Below are 19,174 nucleotides of genomic sequence, written 5' to 3'. Positions count from 1 at the left end.
GCAATTACGCCAGGTTGAGGGAGTTTCGCCGTGCCCGCGTTCCGCGCCACCCCACTCGCGCTCAGCAGCGCCCAGACCGGTGTCTGGTACGCCCACCAGCTCGACCCCACCGGTCTCGCGCACAACGTCGCCGAGTACCTGGAGATCACCGGCCCGCTGGACCTGGACCTGTTCGAGCGCACCCTGCGCGTGCTGGTCGCCGAGGCGGACTGCCTGCGCGCCACCTTCACCGCCGAGGAGCACGGGGTGCGCCAGCACCTGGCGCCCGAGGTGGACTTCACCCTGGACGTGGTGGACCTGCGCGAGCGCCCCGACATGGCGCCGGAACGGCTGCGGGTGGTGCTGGAACGGCCGTTCGACCTGGCCAGCGGACCGCTGTTCACCTTCACCGTGCTGCGCCTTGCCGAGGACAAGCACCTGTGGGTGCACTGCTACCACCACCTGGTCGCCGACGGCTACACCGTGGCCCTGCTAGCCCGCCGCGCCGGCGAGGTCTACACCCGCCTGGCCGAGGGCCTGGACGCCGGGGAGAGCCCGTTCCAGCCGCTGTCGGTGCTGCTCGCCGCCGATGCCGCCTACCAGGGATCCGCGCAGTGGGCCAAGGACCGCGAGTTCTGGACCGGCTACGGCGCCAGCCTGCCGGAACCGGTCAGTCTGTCCACCCGCCCGGCCGCCCCGGCCCGGCTGGCCCTGCGCACCACCAGCCAGGTCCCACCGGAGATCACCGCGGACCTGGCGCGCACCGCGAAACTCGCCGGCACCTCACCCACCACGGTGCTCATCGCCGCGGTGGCCGCGTTCCTGCACCGGATGACCGGCCGGGGTGAGCAGGTGCTCGGCCTGCCCACCGCCGCCCGCGGCTCCAGCGCGGCCAGGTCCGCGCCCGGCATGAGTGCCAACGTGGTGCCGCTGCACCTGTCCCTGGACCGGTCGATGACCGTGCCGCAGGTGCTCGCGCACGTCTCCACCCGGGTCAAACAGGTGCTGGCACACCAGCACTACGGCCACGCCGGGCTGCGCCGCGACCAGGGCGCGCTCACCCAGGAGGACCGGCTGTTCTGCACCCGGATCAACATCATGCGCTTCAGCTACGGTGTGCGCTTCGGCGAAGCCCCCGCCAAGGCGCACTACCTCTCCGGCACCGCCACCGACGACCTGTCCGTGATCGTCTACGACCGCAACGACGGCCACGGCCTGGAAATCACCCTGGACGCCAACCCGGCCCTGCACACCAGCACCGAACTGGCCGTGCTGGAACAACGACTCCAGCGCTACCTGCGCGAGTTCAGCCTGCTCGGCGAGCGCGCGATCGGCGCGGCCGACGTGCTCAGCGCCGCCGAACGCGAACGCCTGCTCGGCGACTGGGCAGGCGGACACACCACCAGCACCCCCGCCACCCTGGCCGACCTGGTCGCCGCCCGCGCCGCCGAGCACCCCGACCGGATCGCGGTCACCTGCGAGGGCGAGGCCCTGACCTACCGCGAACTCGCCGAGGCCGCCAACCGCCTGGCCCGCCTGCTCATCGCCGACGGCGTCGGCCCCGGCGATCTGGTCGGCCTGGCCTTCCCACGCTCCCTGGACCTGATCACCGCGATGCTGGCGGTGATCAACTCAGGCGCGGCCTACCTGCCCATCGACCCCAGCTACCCGGCCGAGCGGGTGCGGTACCTGCTCGACGACGCCAACCCCGCACTGGTGCTCGCCCCCGACGAATCGCTGCCCGGCGCACTACCACTGCACGCCGAAGACGTGCGACTGGCCCGGTCCGCCCTGCCCGGCGCCCCGATCACCGACGCCGAGCGGATCCGGCCGCTGACCCCGGCGGATCCGGCCTACGTCATCTACACCTCGGGCTCCACCGGCAACCCCAAGGGCGTACCGATCCCGCACCACAACGTCGTCCGCCTGTTCACCGCGACCCAGCGGCAATACGACTTCCACGCCGAGGACGTGTGGACGATGTTCCACTCCTACGCCTTCGACTTCTCCGTCTGGGAGATCTGGGGGCCACTGCTGCACGGCGCCCGCCTGGTCGTGGTCCCGCACGCGGTGACCCGCTCCGCGCCGGAGTTCCTGCGCCTGCTGGTCGAGGAACAGGTCACCATCCTCAGCCAGACCCCGTCGGCCTTCTACCAGCTCATGGCCGCCGAACGGGCCGAGCCGGAACTCGGCGCGCGACTGGCGTTGCGCGCGGTCACCTTCGGCGGCGAGGCACTGGACCTGACCCGCCTGGCCGGCTGGTACGACCGGCATCCCGAGGACGCGCCCGTGCTGGTCAACATGTACGGCATCACCGAGACCACGGTGCACGTCACCCAGCTCGCGCTCAGCCGCGCGGACTGCGTGCCAGGAGCGGGCAGCCTGATCGGCCGGGCCATCGACGACCTGCGCGTCTACCTGCTCGACGAGCACGGCGACCTGGTGCCACCGGGCATGCCGGGGGAGATCCACGTCGCCGGCCCCGGCGTGGCCCACGGCTACCTCAACCGGCCGGAACTGACCGCCGCCCGATTCGTGCCGGACCCGTTCGGGGCGCCGGGGGAGCGGCTCTACCGCAGCGGCGACCTGGCCCGTTGGACCGAGGACGGCTGCCTGCAGTACCTGGGCCGCGCCGACGACCAGGTCAAGATCCGTGGCTTCCGGATCGAACTCGGCGAGATCGAGGCCGCACTGGGCCGCCACCCCGAAGTCGCCCAGGCCGTCGTGGTGGTCCGCGAGGACAAGCCGGGCGACAAACGCCTGGTCGCCTACGCGGTGCCCAGGGCTGAGGCGATGCTCGACCCACTCGCACTGCGCGCGCATCTCGCGACCCTGCTGCCCGAGCACATGGTGCCCGCCGCCGTGGTCGTGCTGGACGGGATCCCGTTGACTCGCAACGGCAAAGCCGACCGGCGCGCCCTGCCCGCACCCGACTACGCCGCCGCCGCGGACCTGTCCCGCACCCCGCGCACCGACCGGGAACGCCTGCTGTGCACGCTGTTCGCCGAGGTGCTCGGCCTGACCGAGGTCGGCGTGGCGGACAGCTTCTTCAGCCTCGGCGGGGACAGCATCCTGGCCATCCAGCTGGTCGCCAGGGCCCGCGCCGCCGGACTGCTGATCAGCCCACGCGAGGTGTTCACCCACCGCACCGCGGTGGCGCTGGCCGAGATCGCCAAGGAAGTCCACAGTGGACCGACGGACGCGGCGGACGTCGGCCCGGTCCCGCTGACCCCGGTGCTGCGCTGGCTGGCCGCCCAGGACACCCCGATCGACGGCTACCACCAGTGGGTGCTGCTGCACACCCCGGCCGAACTGACCGCCGACCGCCTGACCGCACTGCTCCAGTCCGTTGTGGACAGTCACGACCTACTGCGCGCCCGCCTGGACGAACAGTGGCGACTGCACGTGACCGAGTCCGCCCCGGTGTTCCTGCGCCGCGTCGAGGACGACCCGGCACACCACCGCGCGGACCTGGTGTCCTGGCTGGACCCGGCCCAGGGCAAGGTATTCGGCGCGGTCTGGCAGCCCGGCGCCCCCGGCCGCCTGCTGCTGGTGGCCAACCACCTGGTGGTGGACGGCGTGTCCTGGCGAATCCTGGCCGACGACCTCGCCAACGCCTGGTCCGGCGCAGCGCTGTCCCGCCCGCACACCTCCTTCCACCACTGGGCCACGGCACTCACCGCCGCCGACCGCTCAGCGGAGAAGGAACACTGGCAGCAGGTCCTGGCCACCGCGGACCCCCAACTCGGCGCGCCCACCGGCGAAACCGGCCGCGGCGACCTGACCGTCACACTGTCGACCGAGGCCACCGAAGCCCTGCTCACCACTGTGCCGAGGACCTTCCACACCGGCGTGCACGAGGTCCTGCTCACCGCCGCCGCCCGCGCCCTCAACGCCTGGCGCGGCACCCCGCTCGCACCAGTACTGCTGGAGGTGGAGAACCACGGCCGCGAGCAGGAAGCCGTGCCCGGCGCGGAACTCTCCCGCACCATCGGCTGGTTCACCGACCTGCACCCGGTAGCCCTCACCCCGGCCGCCGACGCCGCCGAGTCGATCAAGCAGATCAAGGAACAACTCGCCGCCACCCCCGGCGACGGACTCGGCTACGGCCTGCTCCGCCACGTCGGCGGCGCCTTCGCCGATGCCCCTGCCCCGCAGGTGCTGTTCAACTACCTCGGCCGCTTCGGCGTCAACGACGGCGACTTCACCGTGCGCGGCTTCGGCGGCGCCCGAGACCCACGCATGACACCCACCCACGCGCTGGAACTCAACGCCCGCACCGAAGAAACCCCCGACGGCCCGCTCCTGACCGCCACCCTCTCCTACGACCGCGCCCACCTCACCCACACCGACGCCACCGCCCTGGCCCAGACCTGGCTGACCACGCTCACCGAACTCGCACAATTACGCCACGGTGGCCACACCCCATCGGATTTCCCACTAACCCCACTGACCCAGCCCCGAGTCGACCAGCTCACCAGCACGCACGAACACCTCACCGACATCCTCCCGGTCACCCCACTGCAACAGGAAATGCTGGCCCACACCGCCCGCACCGCCCACGGCCCGGACGTCTACACCGTGCAGGTGCTCTTCGACCTCGACGGCGACCTGGACCAGGACCGCCTGCACGCGGCCTGCCAGGCCCTGGTCGACCGCCACCCTGCCCTGCGCGCCTGCTTCCCCGACCAGGACACCCAAATCGTGGTGGCCCAGGCGGAACTGCCCTGGCAGACCAGCAAAGTGTCCACAGTGGACGAAGCAGTGACCGCCGACCGCGCACACCGCTTCAACCCGGCCCGCCCACCCCTGTTGCGCGCCCACCTGATGCGCCTGGCCGAGCACCGCCACACCCTGCTGCTGAGCCTGCACCACGCCGTGGTCGACGGCTGGTCCCTGTCCGTCCTCTTCAGCGAGTTGTTTCGCCACTACGCGGGCCAGCCGCTGGCGCCTGCCCCACCCTTCGCCGACCACCTGACCTGGCTGTCCACCCAGGACAGTGCCGCCGCCACCCGAACCTGGACCGAACTCCTGGACGGCGCCAAACCCACCCTGTTCGCTCCACCCCAAGCAGAAAACCCCGCCCTACTCCCCAAACAACACCCCTTGCGCCTGTCCGCGGAGCAGACCACCGCCCTGCTCCGCACCGCCCGCACCCACGGCCTCACCCTGGGCGCCCTGGTCCGCACCGCCTGGGCCCAGACCCTGCACGACCTGACCGGCGCCGACGACCTGCTACTGGGCGCCACCGTGTCCGGCCGCACCCCGGAAGTCCCGGCCATGGCAGCCAGAATCGGCCTGCACACCAACATCGTTCCGGTCCGCTCCCGCCCACAAATCGGCGAACCCCCACTCACCCTGGCCACCCGCCTCCAGTCCGACCACGTGACCGCCCTACCCCACCAGCACCTCGGCTGGCCCGCCATCGCCCAGGAACTAGGCCACCAACACCTGTTCGCCGCCCACCTGGTCTTCCACAACTACCCCCTGGACCCCACCGCCTTCACCCACCTGGGCGAGGTCACGGTCCGCGACCTCCAGGTCAACGACGGCACCCACTACCCCCTGTCCCTGGTGGCCCGCCAGGAAGGCGCGGAACTGGCACTGCGGGTGGACCACCGCCCGGATGTGATCAGCCCCGAGGAAGCGGCGGAGATCGCCAACCACCTCCGTCACCACCTGGAAAGCCTGGCCGCACAGGGCTGAGGTGGAATCGCCGAGGGGTTGGGCCAACCACCCAATCCTTCGGCGGCTTCATTGGCGGCCGACGGCGAAGGCTATGTTCGCACAGGGCCTGGCCCTGGAACCACCTCAACGAGCTTGAACACACCACACTCCGCGCCACCTGAACCCGCCTCCGGATCCCAGGACACGGAACCCGGAGAACCGGCGGCCCGAGCGCCGGGGATCGCTGCTGCCCCAAGCCAGACACATCGAGCAGATCGCCCGCCAACGCCTTACCCGACACCCAGACGAAAGACCGAGGCCAGTGTGCGCGGTGGCGAAGTCATCCACGAACTGCAGCGGGTGCAGTTGCGGGTGTGTCAGGGCATGGTGCGTGGCGCACCAGACCCGTCGACTGCGGGAGCGGGCGCCAGCGTGCAGGCGACCAGAGCCGGTCCGTAGACCAGAAAACCGAGTGCGAGCGGCGGTGGGGTCAGGTGGTCCAGTTCGGGCGGGCGGGCATGGGTGGGGTGGTGTCGCTGTATAGCCAGCTGTGGAAGTAGTCGGTCAGGTTCTGGCCGGAGATCTCGTTGGCGACGGTGATGTAGTCCTGGGTGCTGGCTGATTTGTGCCGGTAGCGGTCGAGGAAGGTGTGCTCGATGCGGCGGAAGGTGTCGGCGCCGACCAGGGTGTGTAGGCCCTCCAGCATCAGTTGGCCGGGGACGTTGGTGTCGAACAGGACGCTGTAGGGGTTCTTCAGGTGGCCGGCCGCGCCGATTGTGGTGCGGTTCTTCTGGTCGGACTGGTAGAGGGACTTGAGTTCTTTTTCCAGGTCGATCCAGCCGCGGCTGGCCGCGTAGCGGCGTTCGTAGAACCGGGCGTGGCCCTCGCTCAGCCACATGTCGTCCCAGGTGGCCACCGAGACCGCGTCGCCGAAGTACTGGTGGGTCAGCTCGTGGACCATGGTGGGAGCCTGTTCCTTCGGCGGCAGGGACAGGCCGGCGCCGTAGGTGGACAGTGTGGCGGTTTCCAGGGCCACGGAGTTGTAGGTGCTGGACAGGCCGAGCACGCCGTAGCCGGTGAACGGGTACGGGCCCAGCTCCTTGGCCAGCCAGGCCAGGTGGTCCGGCGTTTCCCTGGCCGTGCGCTCCATGTCGTCGGTGAGGTCTTTGCCCTGGAACGGGGCTGTGGACAGGTAACTGCGGATCGGCAGGTTGTGCGGACCGGCCTGGGTGATCCCGCGGAAGCGGCCCACCGCCAGTTGCACCACGTGCGTGGGCATGGGTTGGGCGGTGTGGTAGGTCCAGGTGGTGGTGCCGTCCGGGTGTGGTTCCCTGGTGACCAGGTCGCCGTTGGCCACGGCGGTGCGGTCGTTCGGCGCGGTCAGGCGGAAGGTGAACCTCGCCTTGTCGCTGGGATGGTCGTTGTTGGGGAAGAACAGGTGTGCGCGGTCGGGCTGGCCCATCACCGCGAATCCGTCCGGGGTCTCCACCCAGGCCCGCATCGGCCACTGCATCCCCGGCGGCAGGTTGATGCCCGGCGGCGTCGGGTGCTGGCCGCGATCAGCGGTGTAGTCGACCTGGATGGTGAACACCTTGCCCGCGCGGAGCGCACTCGCCGGGCCGAGCAGCAGTTTCTCCTTCTCCTGCCGGAACTCCGCCCGGCGACCGTCCACGGTGACCGTCTTGATCTGCTGGGCCGCCGCGTCCAGGCTCAGTGCGGAGAGGTTCTGCGTAGCCTTGGCCCGGACGGTGACCGAGGCCGGCATCAGCTGGCTACTGTCCACATAGGTCATTCGGACGTCGTAGTCGAGTACGTCGTAGCCGCCGTTGCCCAGCTCGGGGAACAACCGGTCGCCCAGGGTCCGTGCGCCGGGGGAGCCTTCGTCGCGCGCGAGGGCGTCCACGGTCGGGGTGAGCAGGGCGGCTGCGGTGAGGGACAGTGCCAGCGCTATCCGGAGCATCGGGATCCTTTCTGGGGAATCACTCACAGCATGCTTGGCTCGGTGGGCGGGTGCATCGGCGTTGACGGCACTGTCGGGTAGGACCAAAGTCGTACGAAGCCCACCCGCATGGGTGGACTTATCGCGCCGGGTGACCGCCGTCGTGGGAGCACATTCAGTTGCACCTACCTAGATTTGGTCACCCTGTCGAATGGAATGAACCGGCAGCGGTGGTGCGTGACCTCGGTGGCCGGAAACGTCGTCTTCCCAGAGCCGCGAGTCGGTCACCTGCTAGGAGAGTTTGATCATGAATCTTGCGCTGGCGGCACTCCTGGTGGGCGCCCTGATCACGCCGGCCAAGCCAGTCGAGCGGGTCACCGTTTTTGTGGAACTGGCCACCGTCGCCGCGGTGGACGCGCGCAGCGCGGCGGATGCGCGGAGTGCTCGTGAACGGACCGCCGAGTCAGCGGACCGGGTTGTCCGAGCGTCCAGAAGCCGCGAGGTAGCGCGGACGTCGAACGCCGTTCCCGGTGTCCTGCTGAACACCGAACCCTCCCGGCTCGCTGCCCTGTCCCGGATGCGTGAGGTGCGCGCCGTGCACCGGATGGTGCCGGAGAACCGCGCGAACGCGCACGCCACCAGGCTCACTCGGACCGTGCACGCCTGGCGGAATTCCGGGAAGCTCGGCGACGGCTTGAAGATCGGCATCATCGACTCCGGCATCGACTACGACCACGCCGATTTCGGCGGTCCCGGCACGTTCCCGACGGCCAAGGTCGTCGGCGGGTATGACTTCGTCGGCGACAAGTACACCGGCTCATCCGGGTCACTGCCCGAACCGGACAACGATCCCATGGACTGCGATGGCCACGGCACGCACGTCGCGGGCATCGCGGCCGGGCTCGGCGTATCCGCCGACGGATCGACCTATCGCGGTTCCTACACTTCGGCGGACCTGGACCTCGACTCGATGCGGATCGGACCGGGCACCGCGCCGCACGCCTCGCTCTACGCGCTGAGGGTGCTCGGCTGCACAGGCGGGACATACCTGGCCCCGAAGGCACTGGACTGGGCACTCGACCCGAACGCGCTCTTCATCCGCAAACTCGTGTCGAACGGCGTGGTCGCGGTGGCAGCTGCGGGCAACGAAGGCGACATCTACGACGTGGGCCTCTGGACGGGCAACTCCCCCGAGGCGATCGCGGTGGCGAACAGCCGGGACGCGTTCGCGATGCTCGACGGCGTCGCCATCGCGGGCAAGCCCGTCGCGGGGCAATACAGCACGAACTTCACCAAGCCGATCGCCCTCGAACAACCGGTGGTCCGGTTGACGTCCAATGTGGACGGTTGCAAGGAGATCACCGAGCCGCTAGCGGGCAAGTTCGTCTGGTTGGAGTGGGACGACAACGACTCGACCCGGGCCTGTGGTTCCGGCAAACGCGCGGACAACGCACAGCAGGCCGGTGCGGCCGGGATGCTGCTGCCGACCACACTGGATGCCTGGACCGGACCCGTCGGGGGCAACGCGCACATCCCAGCGTTCCAGTTCACCGCGGCGGCGACCGAGGCGGTGCGCCCGGCGCTGGAGGCAGGCACGCTGACGGTCCGGATGACGGATTCGCTGCGCAAATCGGTGCCGACCGTGACCCCGTCGCTCACGGACAGGATCGTGTCGACGTCCTCGCGCTCCCGGGCAGGCAAGCCCGACGTGGCGGCGCCCGGCGACTCGATCTTCTCCGCTGCCGCAGGCACCCGCGACCAGGGCGTGAGCCATCGGGGCACGTCGATGGCGACGCCGCACGTCGCGGGCATCGCGACGCTGATGCGGCAGGCACATCCGGACTGGACGGTCGAGGAGATCAAGGCCGTGATCATGAACACGGCCGGCGGCAACGTCCGGTCCGATGCCGGGATCCGCGAGGCCCCGATGCGGGTGGGCGCCGGCCGGGTCGACGCGCACTACGCGCTGAACGCCGATATCCTGGCCATGGCCGAGAGTCCGCACGGCGAAGTCGGGGCCTCCTTCGGCACGATCGAGGTCGACCGCCCGTTGTTGCGGTACCACACGATCAAACTGGTCAACAAGGGCACCAAGACGGTCCGGCTCACCGGCGGCTATGAGCCGATCACCACGGTGCCCGGCGTGACGTTCCGGCTGACCGAGCCCGTCCTGGTGCTCCAACCGGGCGACACCGCGAGTACGCAGGTGGAGCTTCGGATCAACGACCACACCAAGCTGCGCAAGACCCCCGACCCCACCGTCGACCTGTCCGGGAGCAGACAGTTCCTGGCCGAGGCTTCGGGCCTGGTCGAGTTCGCGCGCGCGGGCGAACCCTCGCTGCGGGTGCCGGTGTACGCGGCGCCGAAACCGGTATCGGCCCTGTTCGTGCAGGACGACGGCAGGGTCAACGGTCGTGACCTTGACCAGCACGAGTACCGGAACCGGATGACCGTGCTGAGGCTCGGCGGCACCAGCCCGCGGCTGCCGGACTGTTCCAGCCAGGTGCGACAGGACTGCGCGGTGAACCGCACTGCCCGTGGCGCGGACCTGCGCTATGTGGGTGCGACCTCGACTGACACCCTGCTCGCCTTCGGCGTCGCGACCTGGGACACCTGGGCGAACATCGGCAGCATCATCTCGCCGGAGGTCTGGTTCTCGGTGGGCGGCAAGGAGTTCAGCACGAAGGCGGTGAAACCGACCAACGCGAACGACGAGGTCACCAAGGACCAGTGGCTTGCCCGGACCACGGACAAGGAAGGCACGGTCATCGACGAGCAGCCACTCAACGGCCGCGCCGGTGACGTGGACACGAACCTGTTCGACAGCGACGTCGTGGTGCTGCCGGTCTCACGGTCGGTGCTGCCGGCCGGTCCGGTCAGTTACACCGTCTGGACAGCGAGTCGCTACACCGCGCCCGCGGACCCCGACGACTATGTCGACGAACTCCGCGAGCCCATGACGTTCAACTACGAACTGGTGATCCCTGAACTGTCCACTGTGGTTCAACCGGGCGACACCGTGCCGGATGGCAACCTCGTCCTGTTCCACCACAACGCATCGGGTAACCGCGCGCTGATCAGGGGATGAACACCGCGCCCACGCTCTGGTTGTTGGCCTCGATCACGAAGGAGTTGCTGCCGGAGTTCGCGGTGGCCCTGGTGTAGAAGACGAAGTCGCGCGAGCAGTTCGGCACGATGGGCACGTTGATGAGGTACTTATTGATCTTGAAGTGGTGGATGGTGGTGGTGACGTTGACTCCGGCGAGGTCGCCGTTGGTCGTGGTCTTGCAGGCCGAACCGTCCGCGGCGAGCTGCTCCATCACCAGTTGCGTGCCCACCAGTGAGCTGCGGCCGTCCATCCGGGCCTTGAGCGAGCGCTTGCAGAGGTCCCCTTCGTCGGTCTCGTCCTTGCCGTAGCAGACCGTCACGTTCAGGTCGCTGATCGCCTGGACGGCGGTGGCGCCCGCGGGGGCGGTGAACGATACGGGGTTCGCGCGCACCGAGGTGTTCACCAGGACCTTGCCGTTGAACGTCTGCCGCACCGCGGTGGTGGCGCCGTGGACGTCCTGCAGATAGGAGGAGGGCATCACCTCGAGGTGGCCGGGCCGGTCCGCGGTGTGGTTGACGAACTGCGCGTAGACCTCGCAGTGCAGCAGGCTGTCGGCGGGCGCGGTCACGAAGCCCCGGGTGATCAGGGTGGTCGCGGTGTTGGCCAGCACGTTCTGCCCGCTCACCAGCCGGGCGGCGTTGGTCGTCTGCCCCGGCCGCCGGCAGAGGACCAGGTGCGAGACCTCGCTGATCTCGTCCACGTCGTCCACGGTCAGCCTGCTGTTGAGGTAGCGGGTCTGCCCGGCCGGGATGGTGACCCGGCCACCGAGCGATCGGGTGATCTTCTGTGCGGCGGTGGCGCCCGAGCGCTGGGTCGCGTAGCCGCCCGGGTTGGAGATCGGCACCGGGGCCGCCGCGCTCGCGGTGCCCGGCACGACCACCGCCGACAACGCGACGACCAGGAGCCCGACACCGGCCACTGTGGACAGACGCTTGCTGCGCACTGAATTCCCCCTCGACTCGCTCACCGACCTGGCTGGCAGCATAGTCGCGCACCGCGCTCCCGCCTGTCGAGCCCGTGACGTGGGTGGTCGTCACGGGCTCGACGGGAGGAGCTACTGGACGGTGAGGGTGTACTCGGTGCTGCCGGTCTTGCCCGCGCTGTCGGTGGCGACGACGGTGATCTTGTAGGTGCCGGATTGGAACGGGGCGGCGATGCTCATCCGCGAGCTGCCGCCGGGGCTGACGGTGGAGGGCAGGAACATCGGTGCGGACGGCAGGCCGGTGGCGCTGAGGCTGATCGGGCCGGTGCCGCCGGTGACGGTGATGGTGCTGTTGATGAATCCGCCCGGCGAGACGGTGCCGGAAGCCGGTGTGGCGGCGGGCTTCGGGCCTTCGGTGGACCCGCCCTCGCCCACGGTGAGGGTGTAGCCGGCGGTCTTGGCACCGGAAGTGCCCTTGGCGGTGACGGTGATCTGGTAGGTGCCCTTCGGGGTGCTCGACGCGGTCTCGATGGTCAGCTTGGCGACCTCGCCCGAGCTGATCGAGGTGGGCTGGAAGGTGGCGCTGGCGGAGCCGGGCAGGCCTGCGGCGCTGAGTTCCAGCTTCTCCGGGCCCTGGTCGCCCGCCTTGCTGGTGACGCTGGTGGAGACGTGCTTGCCGGGCTCGACCTTGCCGGAAGCGGGGGACAGGTCCACGGTGAACTTGCCGTCGCCGGGCTGGCCGCCGATCTCCTTCTTCGCCCAGTCACCCATCTCATTGGTCAGCCGGGCCATGATGCTGTACCGGTCGCAGCCGCTGGCGCCCCAGGACACGACCCCGACCACCACTCCGTCCACCATGTACGGACCGCCGCTGTCGCCGGAGCAGGTGGCGACGCGGCCGTCGTCGAAACCGATGCACACCATGACATCCGGGTTGACCTTGATGTTGAAGACCTGGCAGTTCTTGGCGTCGTTGACTGGCAGGGAGGCCTTGTAGAGCACACCCGAACCGCCACTGGCCCCCGTCTTGCCGTAGCCGACGACGGTGCCGGACTTGCCGGGCGCGGTCAGCGCGCTGTCACCGGAACCCGCCACCTTCGCCCACTGGCTCTGCGGCACGGGCAGGTCGTCCTCGGTGGTGATCACCGCGACGTCGTAGCCGGTCTGCCAGGAGTTCGGGCCGGTGTAGCGCGGGTGCACCTTGTGCGAGGCGACCTTGGTGCGGAAGGTCTCGCCGCCGGGTGAGGTGAGGTCGTCATCGCCGTAGACGTAGCTCTTGGCGCCGCCGACGTCGATCATGCAGTGCGCGGCGGTGAGGATCTTGCGCTTGCCCACCACCGCGGCGGTGCAGGACTGGCCCTGCGGCCCACCGCCGCCGGCCCGCAGGCCCGCGATGACAAAGGGATTCTCCTTGACCGTGGTGCGCTGCCCGTTGACCACCTGGGTGCCTGCGTCCCCGGACCTGAGCTGGTCGGTGGGGGTGGCGGCGTCGCTGATCTTGTCGGCGGGTGCGGCCGCGGCGGCGGTCATCGGCAGGGTCAGCGCGGCCAGGGCCAGACAGATCGCGGTGACCAGACGTGGTGTTCTCATCGTGCTCCTCACATTGCAGGGTAAGGAAAAGCAGGGATGTTGATCAGAAGGTGATCGACCAGCCGGTCAGGGTGCCGGTGTCGAAGCGGTAGACATCGCGCACCGAGAGCCGCCAGGTGCCGTTGGCGTCCTCGCGGGAGGCGTCCACGGTGAAACTGCGGTGCACGCCACCGGTTTCGCCGACCCCGCCCGCGCGCTGCAGCGGATAGGTGGCTCCGCTCGGGCCGATCAGGTCGATGGCCAGGTCGCCGGTGTAGCCGTGGTCGATGTCCACCCGGACCGGCAGCGTCGCGGAAGCCTTGCCCTGGCAGGATTCCTGCACGACGCTGGTGCCGACCGCGGACCCGGCGTCCGGAATGGACAGATCCTCCTCGTTGGTCTTGACGCCGCAGCGGGGCGGCGGGTTGCCGCCGATGAATCCGGTGTAGAGCAGCTTGTTCGGCGAACCGGCACCCGGATTGGTGACCAGGTCCGGGGTGGCGTTGTCCACCAGCGCGTCCCGCACCTGCTGCGGGGTCGCGCCCGGGTGTGCGCCCAGGTACAGCGCGGCACCACCCGCGCCGTGCGGGGAGGCCATCGAGGTGCCGCTGCCAGTACGGAAACCGCCGGTGTGGTCGGTGGAGTAGATGTTGCCGCCGGGTGCGAACAGGTCAACGCAGCGGCCGTAGTTCCCGCTGCGGCCGCCACCCTGGTTGATCCAGCCGACGGTGAGCGCCTCCGGGGTGCGGCCGGGGCTGGCCGTGCAGGCGTCCTGGCCGTTGTTGCCTGCCGCGACCGCGACCACGAATCCCTTGGCCACCAACGCCTTGATCTGTTCGTCGCCGACGCCGACGGTGTCCATGACCAGGCTGAGGTTCACCACCCCCGGCTTCACCCCGTTCTTGCCCACCCATTCCAGGGCGCTGACCGTGGCCGAGTCCGGCCCGGAACCGCCGCAGTTGAGCGAACGGACCGCGACCACCTTGGCCTTCTTGGCCACCCCGACGGTCTTGCCCGCGATGGTGCCCGCCACGTGGCTGCCGTGCCAGAAGCAGTCACTGGCGTCGTTGTCGTTGTCGATGAAGTCGTAGCCGTGGCTGGCCCGGCCCTCGAATTCGGGGTGCCGGATGCCGATTCCGGAGTCGATCACGTAGGCGGTGACGTTGTCCGCGGTGTTCGGGTAGGCGTACTTCTTGTCCAGGCTGGTGGTCCGCTGGTCGATCTGGTCCAGGCCCCAGGACGGCGGGTTGGGCTGTTCCCCGGCCACCGCCCTGGTCGTGCCGTCCTCGTGCACCGCCTTGACCGAGGGGTCGGCGGCCAGGCGCTTGGCCTGTCCCTCGGACAGCTCGCGGACGGCGAACCCGTTCAGCGTCACCGAATAGGTCTCGGCCAGCACCCCGCCGTAGCGCTGGGTGAGCGTGGCCGCGGCGGCGCGGGCGCCCTCCTTGAGCACCACGATGTAACGTCCGGTGTGGTGCTCGCGGGCCTGGACGACCGTGCCCGCCGGCTCGGCGGTGGCGACCCCGGTGACGGTGGCCATCGCGACCGCGGCCACCGCCAGCAGGCTCGCGGTACTGCGTAGTCTGCGCATTGGTTCCTCCTTCTCGTATAGCGCTCGGACCTCACCATTCGGCGTCGGGGGAGGGGGAACAACCGTGGTAAACCCCCGTAGGGGTACTGAACTTGGGCGCAGGTCTTCTGAGGTCGACGGCCGCGGAATTACGCTGCGAGCCATGACCGGAGCGCCGTTGATCGGCCGGGACGCGGAGCTGGCCGCCCTGCGGGCCGCGATCGCGCAGCCGCCCGCGGTGGCCTTTGTGGAGGGCGAGGCGGGGATCGGCAAGAGCAGGCTGGTCGCCGAACTCGCCATCCTGGCACCCGCCCAGGTGGTGCTGGCCGCCTGTCAGCCGTTGCCCGACCCGTTTCCCTACGGCGTGCTGCTGGACTGCCTCAGCCACTGCGGCGACCGCCTGCGCGAGCCGGGACCGGTGACCGGCGCACTGCGTGACCACCTGCCCGAACTCGCCGACCGGCTGCCCCCGGCCCCGCCGCCGCTGGGTGATCCGGAAGCCGAACGGCACCGGGTGTTCCGCGCGTTCCGGCAGTTGCTCGGCGCGCTGGGACGGGTGGTGCTGGTCCTGGAAGACCTGCACTGGGCGGACGAGCGGACCCGGCAGGTGCTGCGGTTCGTGCTCGCCGACCCGCCGCCCGGACTGTCCCTGGTGCTCACCTACCGGCGCGAGGACCTCGCCGGTGCGGCCCCGCTCGGCCGGGCCCTGCGTGTCCCGCCCGGCGTGACCGGGGCACACGTGGTGCTGCGCCCCTTCGACGCCGGGCAGGTGCGCGCGCTGATCAACACGATGCGGGGTGTGCGGCTCGGCGCGGAGGCCGTGCTGCGTGAGACGGCCGGGATTCCGTTCGTGGTGGAGCAGGTGCTGCGTGCGGAGGGGCCCGGGGTGCCGGTCCTGGTGGCCGAGGCGGTCCAGGAGCGGCTGCGGAACCTGCCCGCCGCGGCACGTGCACTCGCCGAGGCCGCCGCGGTGCTGGACGTCCCGGAGCCGGGGGACACCCTGGCCGCGGTCGCGGGCGAGGCGGATCCCGAGCACCTGGTCACCCTGGTGCGTGCGGCCGTGCTGGTCGAGATTCCGTTGAACCGCTACGGATTCCGGTATCCACTGGCGGCCCGCGCGGTCCGCGAGTCACTGCCGGGCCCGCGCCGGGTCGAACTCCACCAGCGCGCCCTGCGAGCGCTGTCCCGCCTTGACCACAAGCCCCTGGCGCGGTTGGCGGCCCACGCCAAGGCGGCCGGTCTGACCGGGGATTGGCTGCACTACAGCGAATTGGCCGCCGACGCCGCGATCGTGCGCCGGGACCTGCCCGCCGCGGTCGAGCTGCTCTCCGCCGTACTAGCCGATGCGGACGTGCGCCCGCCGGAGGTGAACCGGCTGGCGACCAAGCTGTGCGCCACCGCGCTGACCGGCTTGCACGACCCCGCGGTGCTCACCCTGATCGAGGACCTGCTCGCCGATCCGCGGCTGACCGCCGAGGTCCGCGGGGAGGTGCGGCTGTGGTTCGGCCTGTTGCTGCTCCGCGACACCGGCGAACCGGACCGCGCCGAGGCGGAGATCGCACACGCCATCGACCAGCTCGGCGATCAGCCGGACCGGGTCGCGCGCGGCATGGCCGTGCTGGCCGTGCCCTACCTCAGCACCGCACCCATCGCCGAACACCAGGCCCTCCTAGACAGGGTGGACGGCGTGCTGGACCAGCTGCCCACCCGGACCCTGCGCACCGCTGTGCTGGCCACCACCCTCGGCGGCAGGCTGATCACCGGCGACCCCAGCGCCTGGTCCCGCGCCGCCCGCCTGCCCTCCCCGGCCGAGGTGACCGACCCGGAGGAGATCCGCCAGCTGGCCCGCGCGCACTGCAACCTGGCCGACGCCTGCTCCTGGATAGGCCACCACAAGCGAGCCCGCGCCTACCTGCGCACCGGCCTGACCCTGGCCGCCCGGGTCGGCGCCCCGTACGTGACCGGCACCGCCGAGGCCACCGCCGTCCGCCTGGACTGGCTGACCGGCCAATGGTCCGGACTCGACGAACGCATCACCGACCTGATCCGCACCTACGCCCACCTGCCCCCGGTGACCACCGAACTGCACCTGGCCCAGGCCTGGCTGGCCACCGCCCGCGGCGACTGGGCCCGCGCCGAGCACGGCTTCCACGCCGCCGTCGGCCCGCACCCGATCGCCGCCACCATGCCGGTGCGCATCGCCGCCGCCGGGGGACTGGCCACCCTGCGGCTCAGCCGCGGCGACCCCGCTGCCGCCGCACCACACGCCGAACGCGGCCTGACCCTGTTGCGCGCCAAGGGCGCCTGGGCCTGGGCGGGCGATGTGGTGCCCCAGGCCGTCGACTGCCACCTGGCCACCGGGAACGTCGACGCGGTGCAGGACCTCCTCGCCGAGCTGGCCGATGGCCTCACCGGCACCGACGCGCCCTGCGCCCAGGCAACCCTGACCGCCTGCCAGGCCACCCTCGCCGCCGCCACCGGCGACAACGAGTCCCACGGCTTGCGCCAGTCCGCGATCGAGCAGCACCAGACATTGGGCCTGACCTACCGCGCCACCCAGCTCGCCGAACGGGTCGCCGCACCGGGCGTCACCGAACTCAGCGCGCTCGCCCATGCCTACGACGCTCTCGGTGCCACAGTGGACGCTGCTCGCTGCCGACACCGGCTGCGTGGCACCGGGGTGGCCACGCCGTCACCCCGGGGCAGACGCGGCTACGGCAGCCAGCTTTCGCCACGGGAGCAGGACGTGGCCCGGCTGGTGGCGGGCGGCCACACCAACCGGGAGATCGCCGAGACGCTGTTCCTGTCGCGGCGGACGGTGGAGGAGTACGTGGGCAAGGTGTGCCGCAAGCTCAATGTGTCCTCCCGCAACGACATCAGGCTGTGAGGCTGCGCTCCGGCTAGCTCCGCGGTGTGCCGGACCCGCGGTAGTAGCAGGCCACCAGCTGCGCTCGATCGCGCACACCGAGCTTGGTCATCGCGTGGCTCACGTGCGATTTCACCGTCAGCGGGGACAGGAACAGGCGCTCGGCGATCTCCTGGTTGGACAGCCCGTGCGCGACGAGTTCGGCGACCTGCTGTTCCCGGGTGGTCAGGGCGGCCAGCGGCGGGCGTGGGGTGAGGCCGGTGTCCGGGAGATCGCGGACGGTGTCGAGTAGCTGGCGGGTGGCGCGGTGAGAGAGCAGGGAGGCGCCCGCCGCGACCGCCCGGACGGCGTGGTGCAGGTCCACGGCGGCGCAGCCCTTGCCCAGGAAGCCGTCGGCGCCCGCGCGCACGGCGTGCAGGACGTGCTCGGCCAGCTCGAAGGTGGTCAGCACGATCACCTTGACCTCGGCCAGGTCCGGGTCGGCGCGGATCCGGCGGGTGGCCTCGATGCCGTCCTGGCCGGGCATCTGGATGTCCATCAGCACCACGTCGGGCCGCAGTTCGCGGCAGCGGTCGACGGCCTCGGCGCCGGTGCGTGCCTCGCCGATCACCGCCAGGTCGGGCTCGCCGTCGAGCAGGACGCGGAAGCCGCTGCGGATGAGGTCGTGGTCGTCGGCGAGCAGAAGGCGGATCACCAGTCGGCTCCGTCCCAGGTCGGAAGTCTCAGTGGATAAATTAGGTTAGTCACATACCTTAGTGTGTCAACTGATGTTAGCCTGGATGGCATGACTACTACAGCGTTGAAGGGCCGGGTTGCCCTGGTCACCGGCGGCACCGGCGGAGTGGGTGGCGCCGTGGTGCGGGCACTCGCCGAGGCAGGTGCCGATGTCGCGTTCACCTACGCCAGCTCGCACGAGCGGGCCGGTCTGCTCGCCGATGAGGTGACCGGGCTGGGCGGGCGGGCCTTGCCGGTGCAGGTGGATCAGGCCGATGTCACCGCCGCGGCCGCCGCCGTCGGGGGCGTGCTGACGGGGCTGGGGAGGCTGGACATCCTGGTGCACAACGCCGTGTACTTCGTCGACGGCGAGCTGGCCGATCCGGACCGGGACGAGGCCGTGATGAGCCGCCAGTTCGCGGTCAACCTGCACTCGGTGGTCGCCATGACCAAGGCCGCCGCGCCGCACCTCGGCGACGGCGGGCGGATCATCCTGATCAGCTCCTACTCCGCGGCCGTCAGCGGCGGCTACCCGGTCGGTGACTACGCCGCCACCAAGGCCGCCGTCGAGGCCTACGGGCACAACTGGGCACACGAGTTCGGGCGGCGCGGCACCACGGTCAACATGGTCCGGCCCGGCGGGGTGGACAACGGCAAGCTGTCGCCGGACATGGCCGAACGGATGCTGCCGAGGATCCCGATGGGGCGCCTGGGCACACCCGCGGACGTGGCCGCGGTGGTGCGGTTCCTGGCCGGGCCGGAGGCCGGATTCGTCAACGGGGCGACCGTGACGGTCAACGGCGGGTCGACCGCCTGAGCGGCCCGCGGCCAAACATGGG

The 19,174-nt window shown here is 70.5% G+C and carries 9 protein-coding genes; 4 read left to right on the top strand and 5 right to left on the bottom strand.

Annotated features, from left to right (window positions below):
* Window positions 1–30 precede the first annotated feature (30 nt).
* Window positions 31–5,685: an amino acid adenylation domain-containing protein gene (locus ACTOWY_RS08070; RefSeq protein WP_441308981.1), complete on the top strand. Its 5,655-nt coding sequence runs from the start codon at window positions 31–33 to the stop codon at window positions 5,683–5,685.
* Window positions 5,686–6,136: 451 nt separating this feature from the next.
* Here the strand turns inward: ACTOWY_RS08070 and ACTOWY_RS08065 are convergent, their stop codons facing one another.
* Window positions 6,137–7,606, bottom strand: coding sequence for a M1 family metallopeptidase (locus ACTOWY_RS08065; protein ID WP_441308980.1), 1,470 nt, complete (start codon window positions 7,604–7,606; stop codon window positions 6,137–6,139).
* Window positions 7,607–7,892: 286 nt separating this feature from the next.
* On the opposite strand from ACTOWY_RS08065, the gene ACTOWY_RS08060 reads away from it, so the two are divergent.
* On the top strand, window positions 7,893–10,673 hold the full coding sequence (locus tag ACTOWY_RS08060) for a S8 family serine peptidase (RefSeq protein WP_441308979.1): 2,781 nt from the start codon (window positions 7,893–7,895) through the stop codon (window positions 10,671–10,673).
* Here ACTOWY_RS08060 and ACTOWY_RS08055 read toward each other — a convergent pair.
* From ACTOWY_RS08055 to ACTOWY_RS08045, 3 genes are all read right to left on the bottom strand, one after another.
* Window positions 10,663–11,637 carry a hypothetical protein gene (locus ACTOWY_RS08055; RefSeq protein WP_441308978.1) on the bottom strand — a complete coding sequence of 325 codons (975 nt, stop codon included), beginning with the start codon at window positions 11,635–11,637 and terminating at the stop codon, window positions 10,663–10,665. The two genes, ACTOWY_RS08060 and ACTOWY_RS08055, sit on opposite strands and share 11 nt — an antisense overlap.
* 111 nt (window positions 11,638–11,748) lie before the next feature.
* Window positions 11,749–13,206, bottom strand: coding sequence for a trypsin-like serine protease (locus ACTOWY_RS08050; RefSeq protein ID WP_441308977.1), 1,458 nt, complete (start codon window positions 13,204–13,206; stop codon window positions 11,749–11,751).
* A 43-nt stretch (window positions 13,207–13,249) separates the two neighbouring features.
* The gene (locus ACTOWY_RS08045; protein ID WP_441308976.1) at window positions 13,250–14,776 is read right to left on the bottom strand and encodes a S8 family serine peptidase; all 1,527 of its coding nucleotides are present in this window, start codon (window positions 14,774–14,776) and stop codon (window positions 13,250–13,252) included.
* 142 nt (window positions 14,777–14,918) lie between these two features.
* On the opposite strand from ACTOWY_RS08045, the gene ACTOWY_RS08040 reads away from it, so the two are divergent.
* Window positions 14,919–17,642, top strand: a complete 2,724-nt coding sequence (locus ACTOWY_RS08040; protein WP_441308975.1) for an ATP-binding protein — start codon at window positions 14,919–14,921, stop codon at window positions 17,640–17,642.
* A gap of 13 nt (window positions 17,643–17,655) precedes the next feature.
* On the opposite strand, the gene ACTOWY_RS08035 is transcribed toward ACTOWY_RS08040, so the two are convergent.
* Complete coding sequence (locus ACTOWY_RS08035) at window positions 17,656–18,315, bottom strand: response regulator (RefSeq protein ID WP_441308974.1); 660 nt, start codon at window positions 18,313–18,315, stop codon at window positions 17,656–17,658.
* Between the two features lie 90 nt (window positions 18,316–18,405).
* On the opposite strand from ACTOWY_RS08035, the gene ACTOWY_RS08030 reads away from it, so the two are divergent.
* Window positions 18,406–19,152, top strand: a complete 747-nt coding sequence (locus ACTOWY_RS08030; RefSeq protein WP_441308973.1) for an SDR family NAD(P)-dependent oxidoreductase — start codon at window positions 18,406–18,408, stop codon at window positions 19,150–19,152.
* Window positions 19,153–19,174: the final 22 nt, after the last annotated feature.

Source organism: Crossiella sp. CA198, from assembly GCF_052078295.1.
GTDB lineage: Bacteria > Actinomycetota > Actinomycetes > Mycobacteriales > Pseudonocardiaceae > Crossiella.
This window is presented reverse-complemented; position numbering and strand designations above follow the sequence as displayed.

Excerpts from the sequence above, each read along its gene's own strand:
- ACTOWY_RS08065 (WP_441308980.1), bottom strand. The coding sequence starts at position 7,606 with ATGCTCCGGATAGCGCTGGCACTGTCCCTCACCGCAGCCGCCCTGCTC.
- ACTOWY_RS08060 (WP_441308979.1), top strand. The coding sequence starts at position 7,893 with ATGAATCTTGCGCTGGCGGCACTCCTGGTGGGCGCCCTGATCACGCCG.
- ACTOWY_RS08050 (WP_441308977.1), bottom strand. The coding sequence starts at position 13,206 with ATGAGAACACCACGTCTGGTCACCGCGATCTGTCTGGCCCTGGCCGCG.
- ACTOWY_RS08045 (WP_441308976.1), bottom strand. The coding sequence starts at position 14,776 with ATGCGCAGACTACGCAGTACCGCGAGCCTGCTGGCGGTGGCCGCGGTC.
- ACTOWY_RS08040 (WP_441308975.1), top strand. The coding sequence starts at position 14,919 with ATGACCGGAGCGCCGTTGATCGGCCGGGACGCGGAGCTGGCCGCCCTG.
- ACTOWY_RS08030 (WP_441308973.1), top strand. The coding sequence starts at position 18,406 with ATGACTACTACAGCGTTGAAGGGCCGGGTTGCCCTGGTCACCGGCGGC.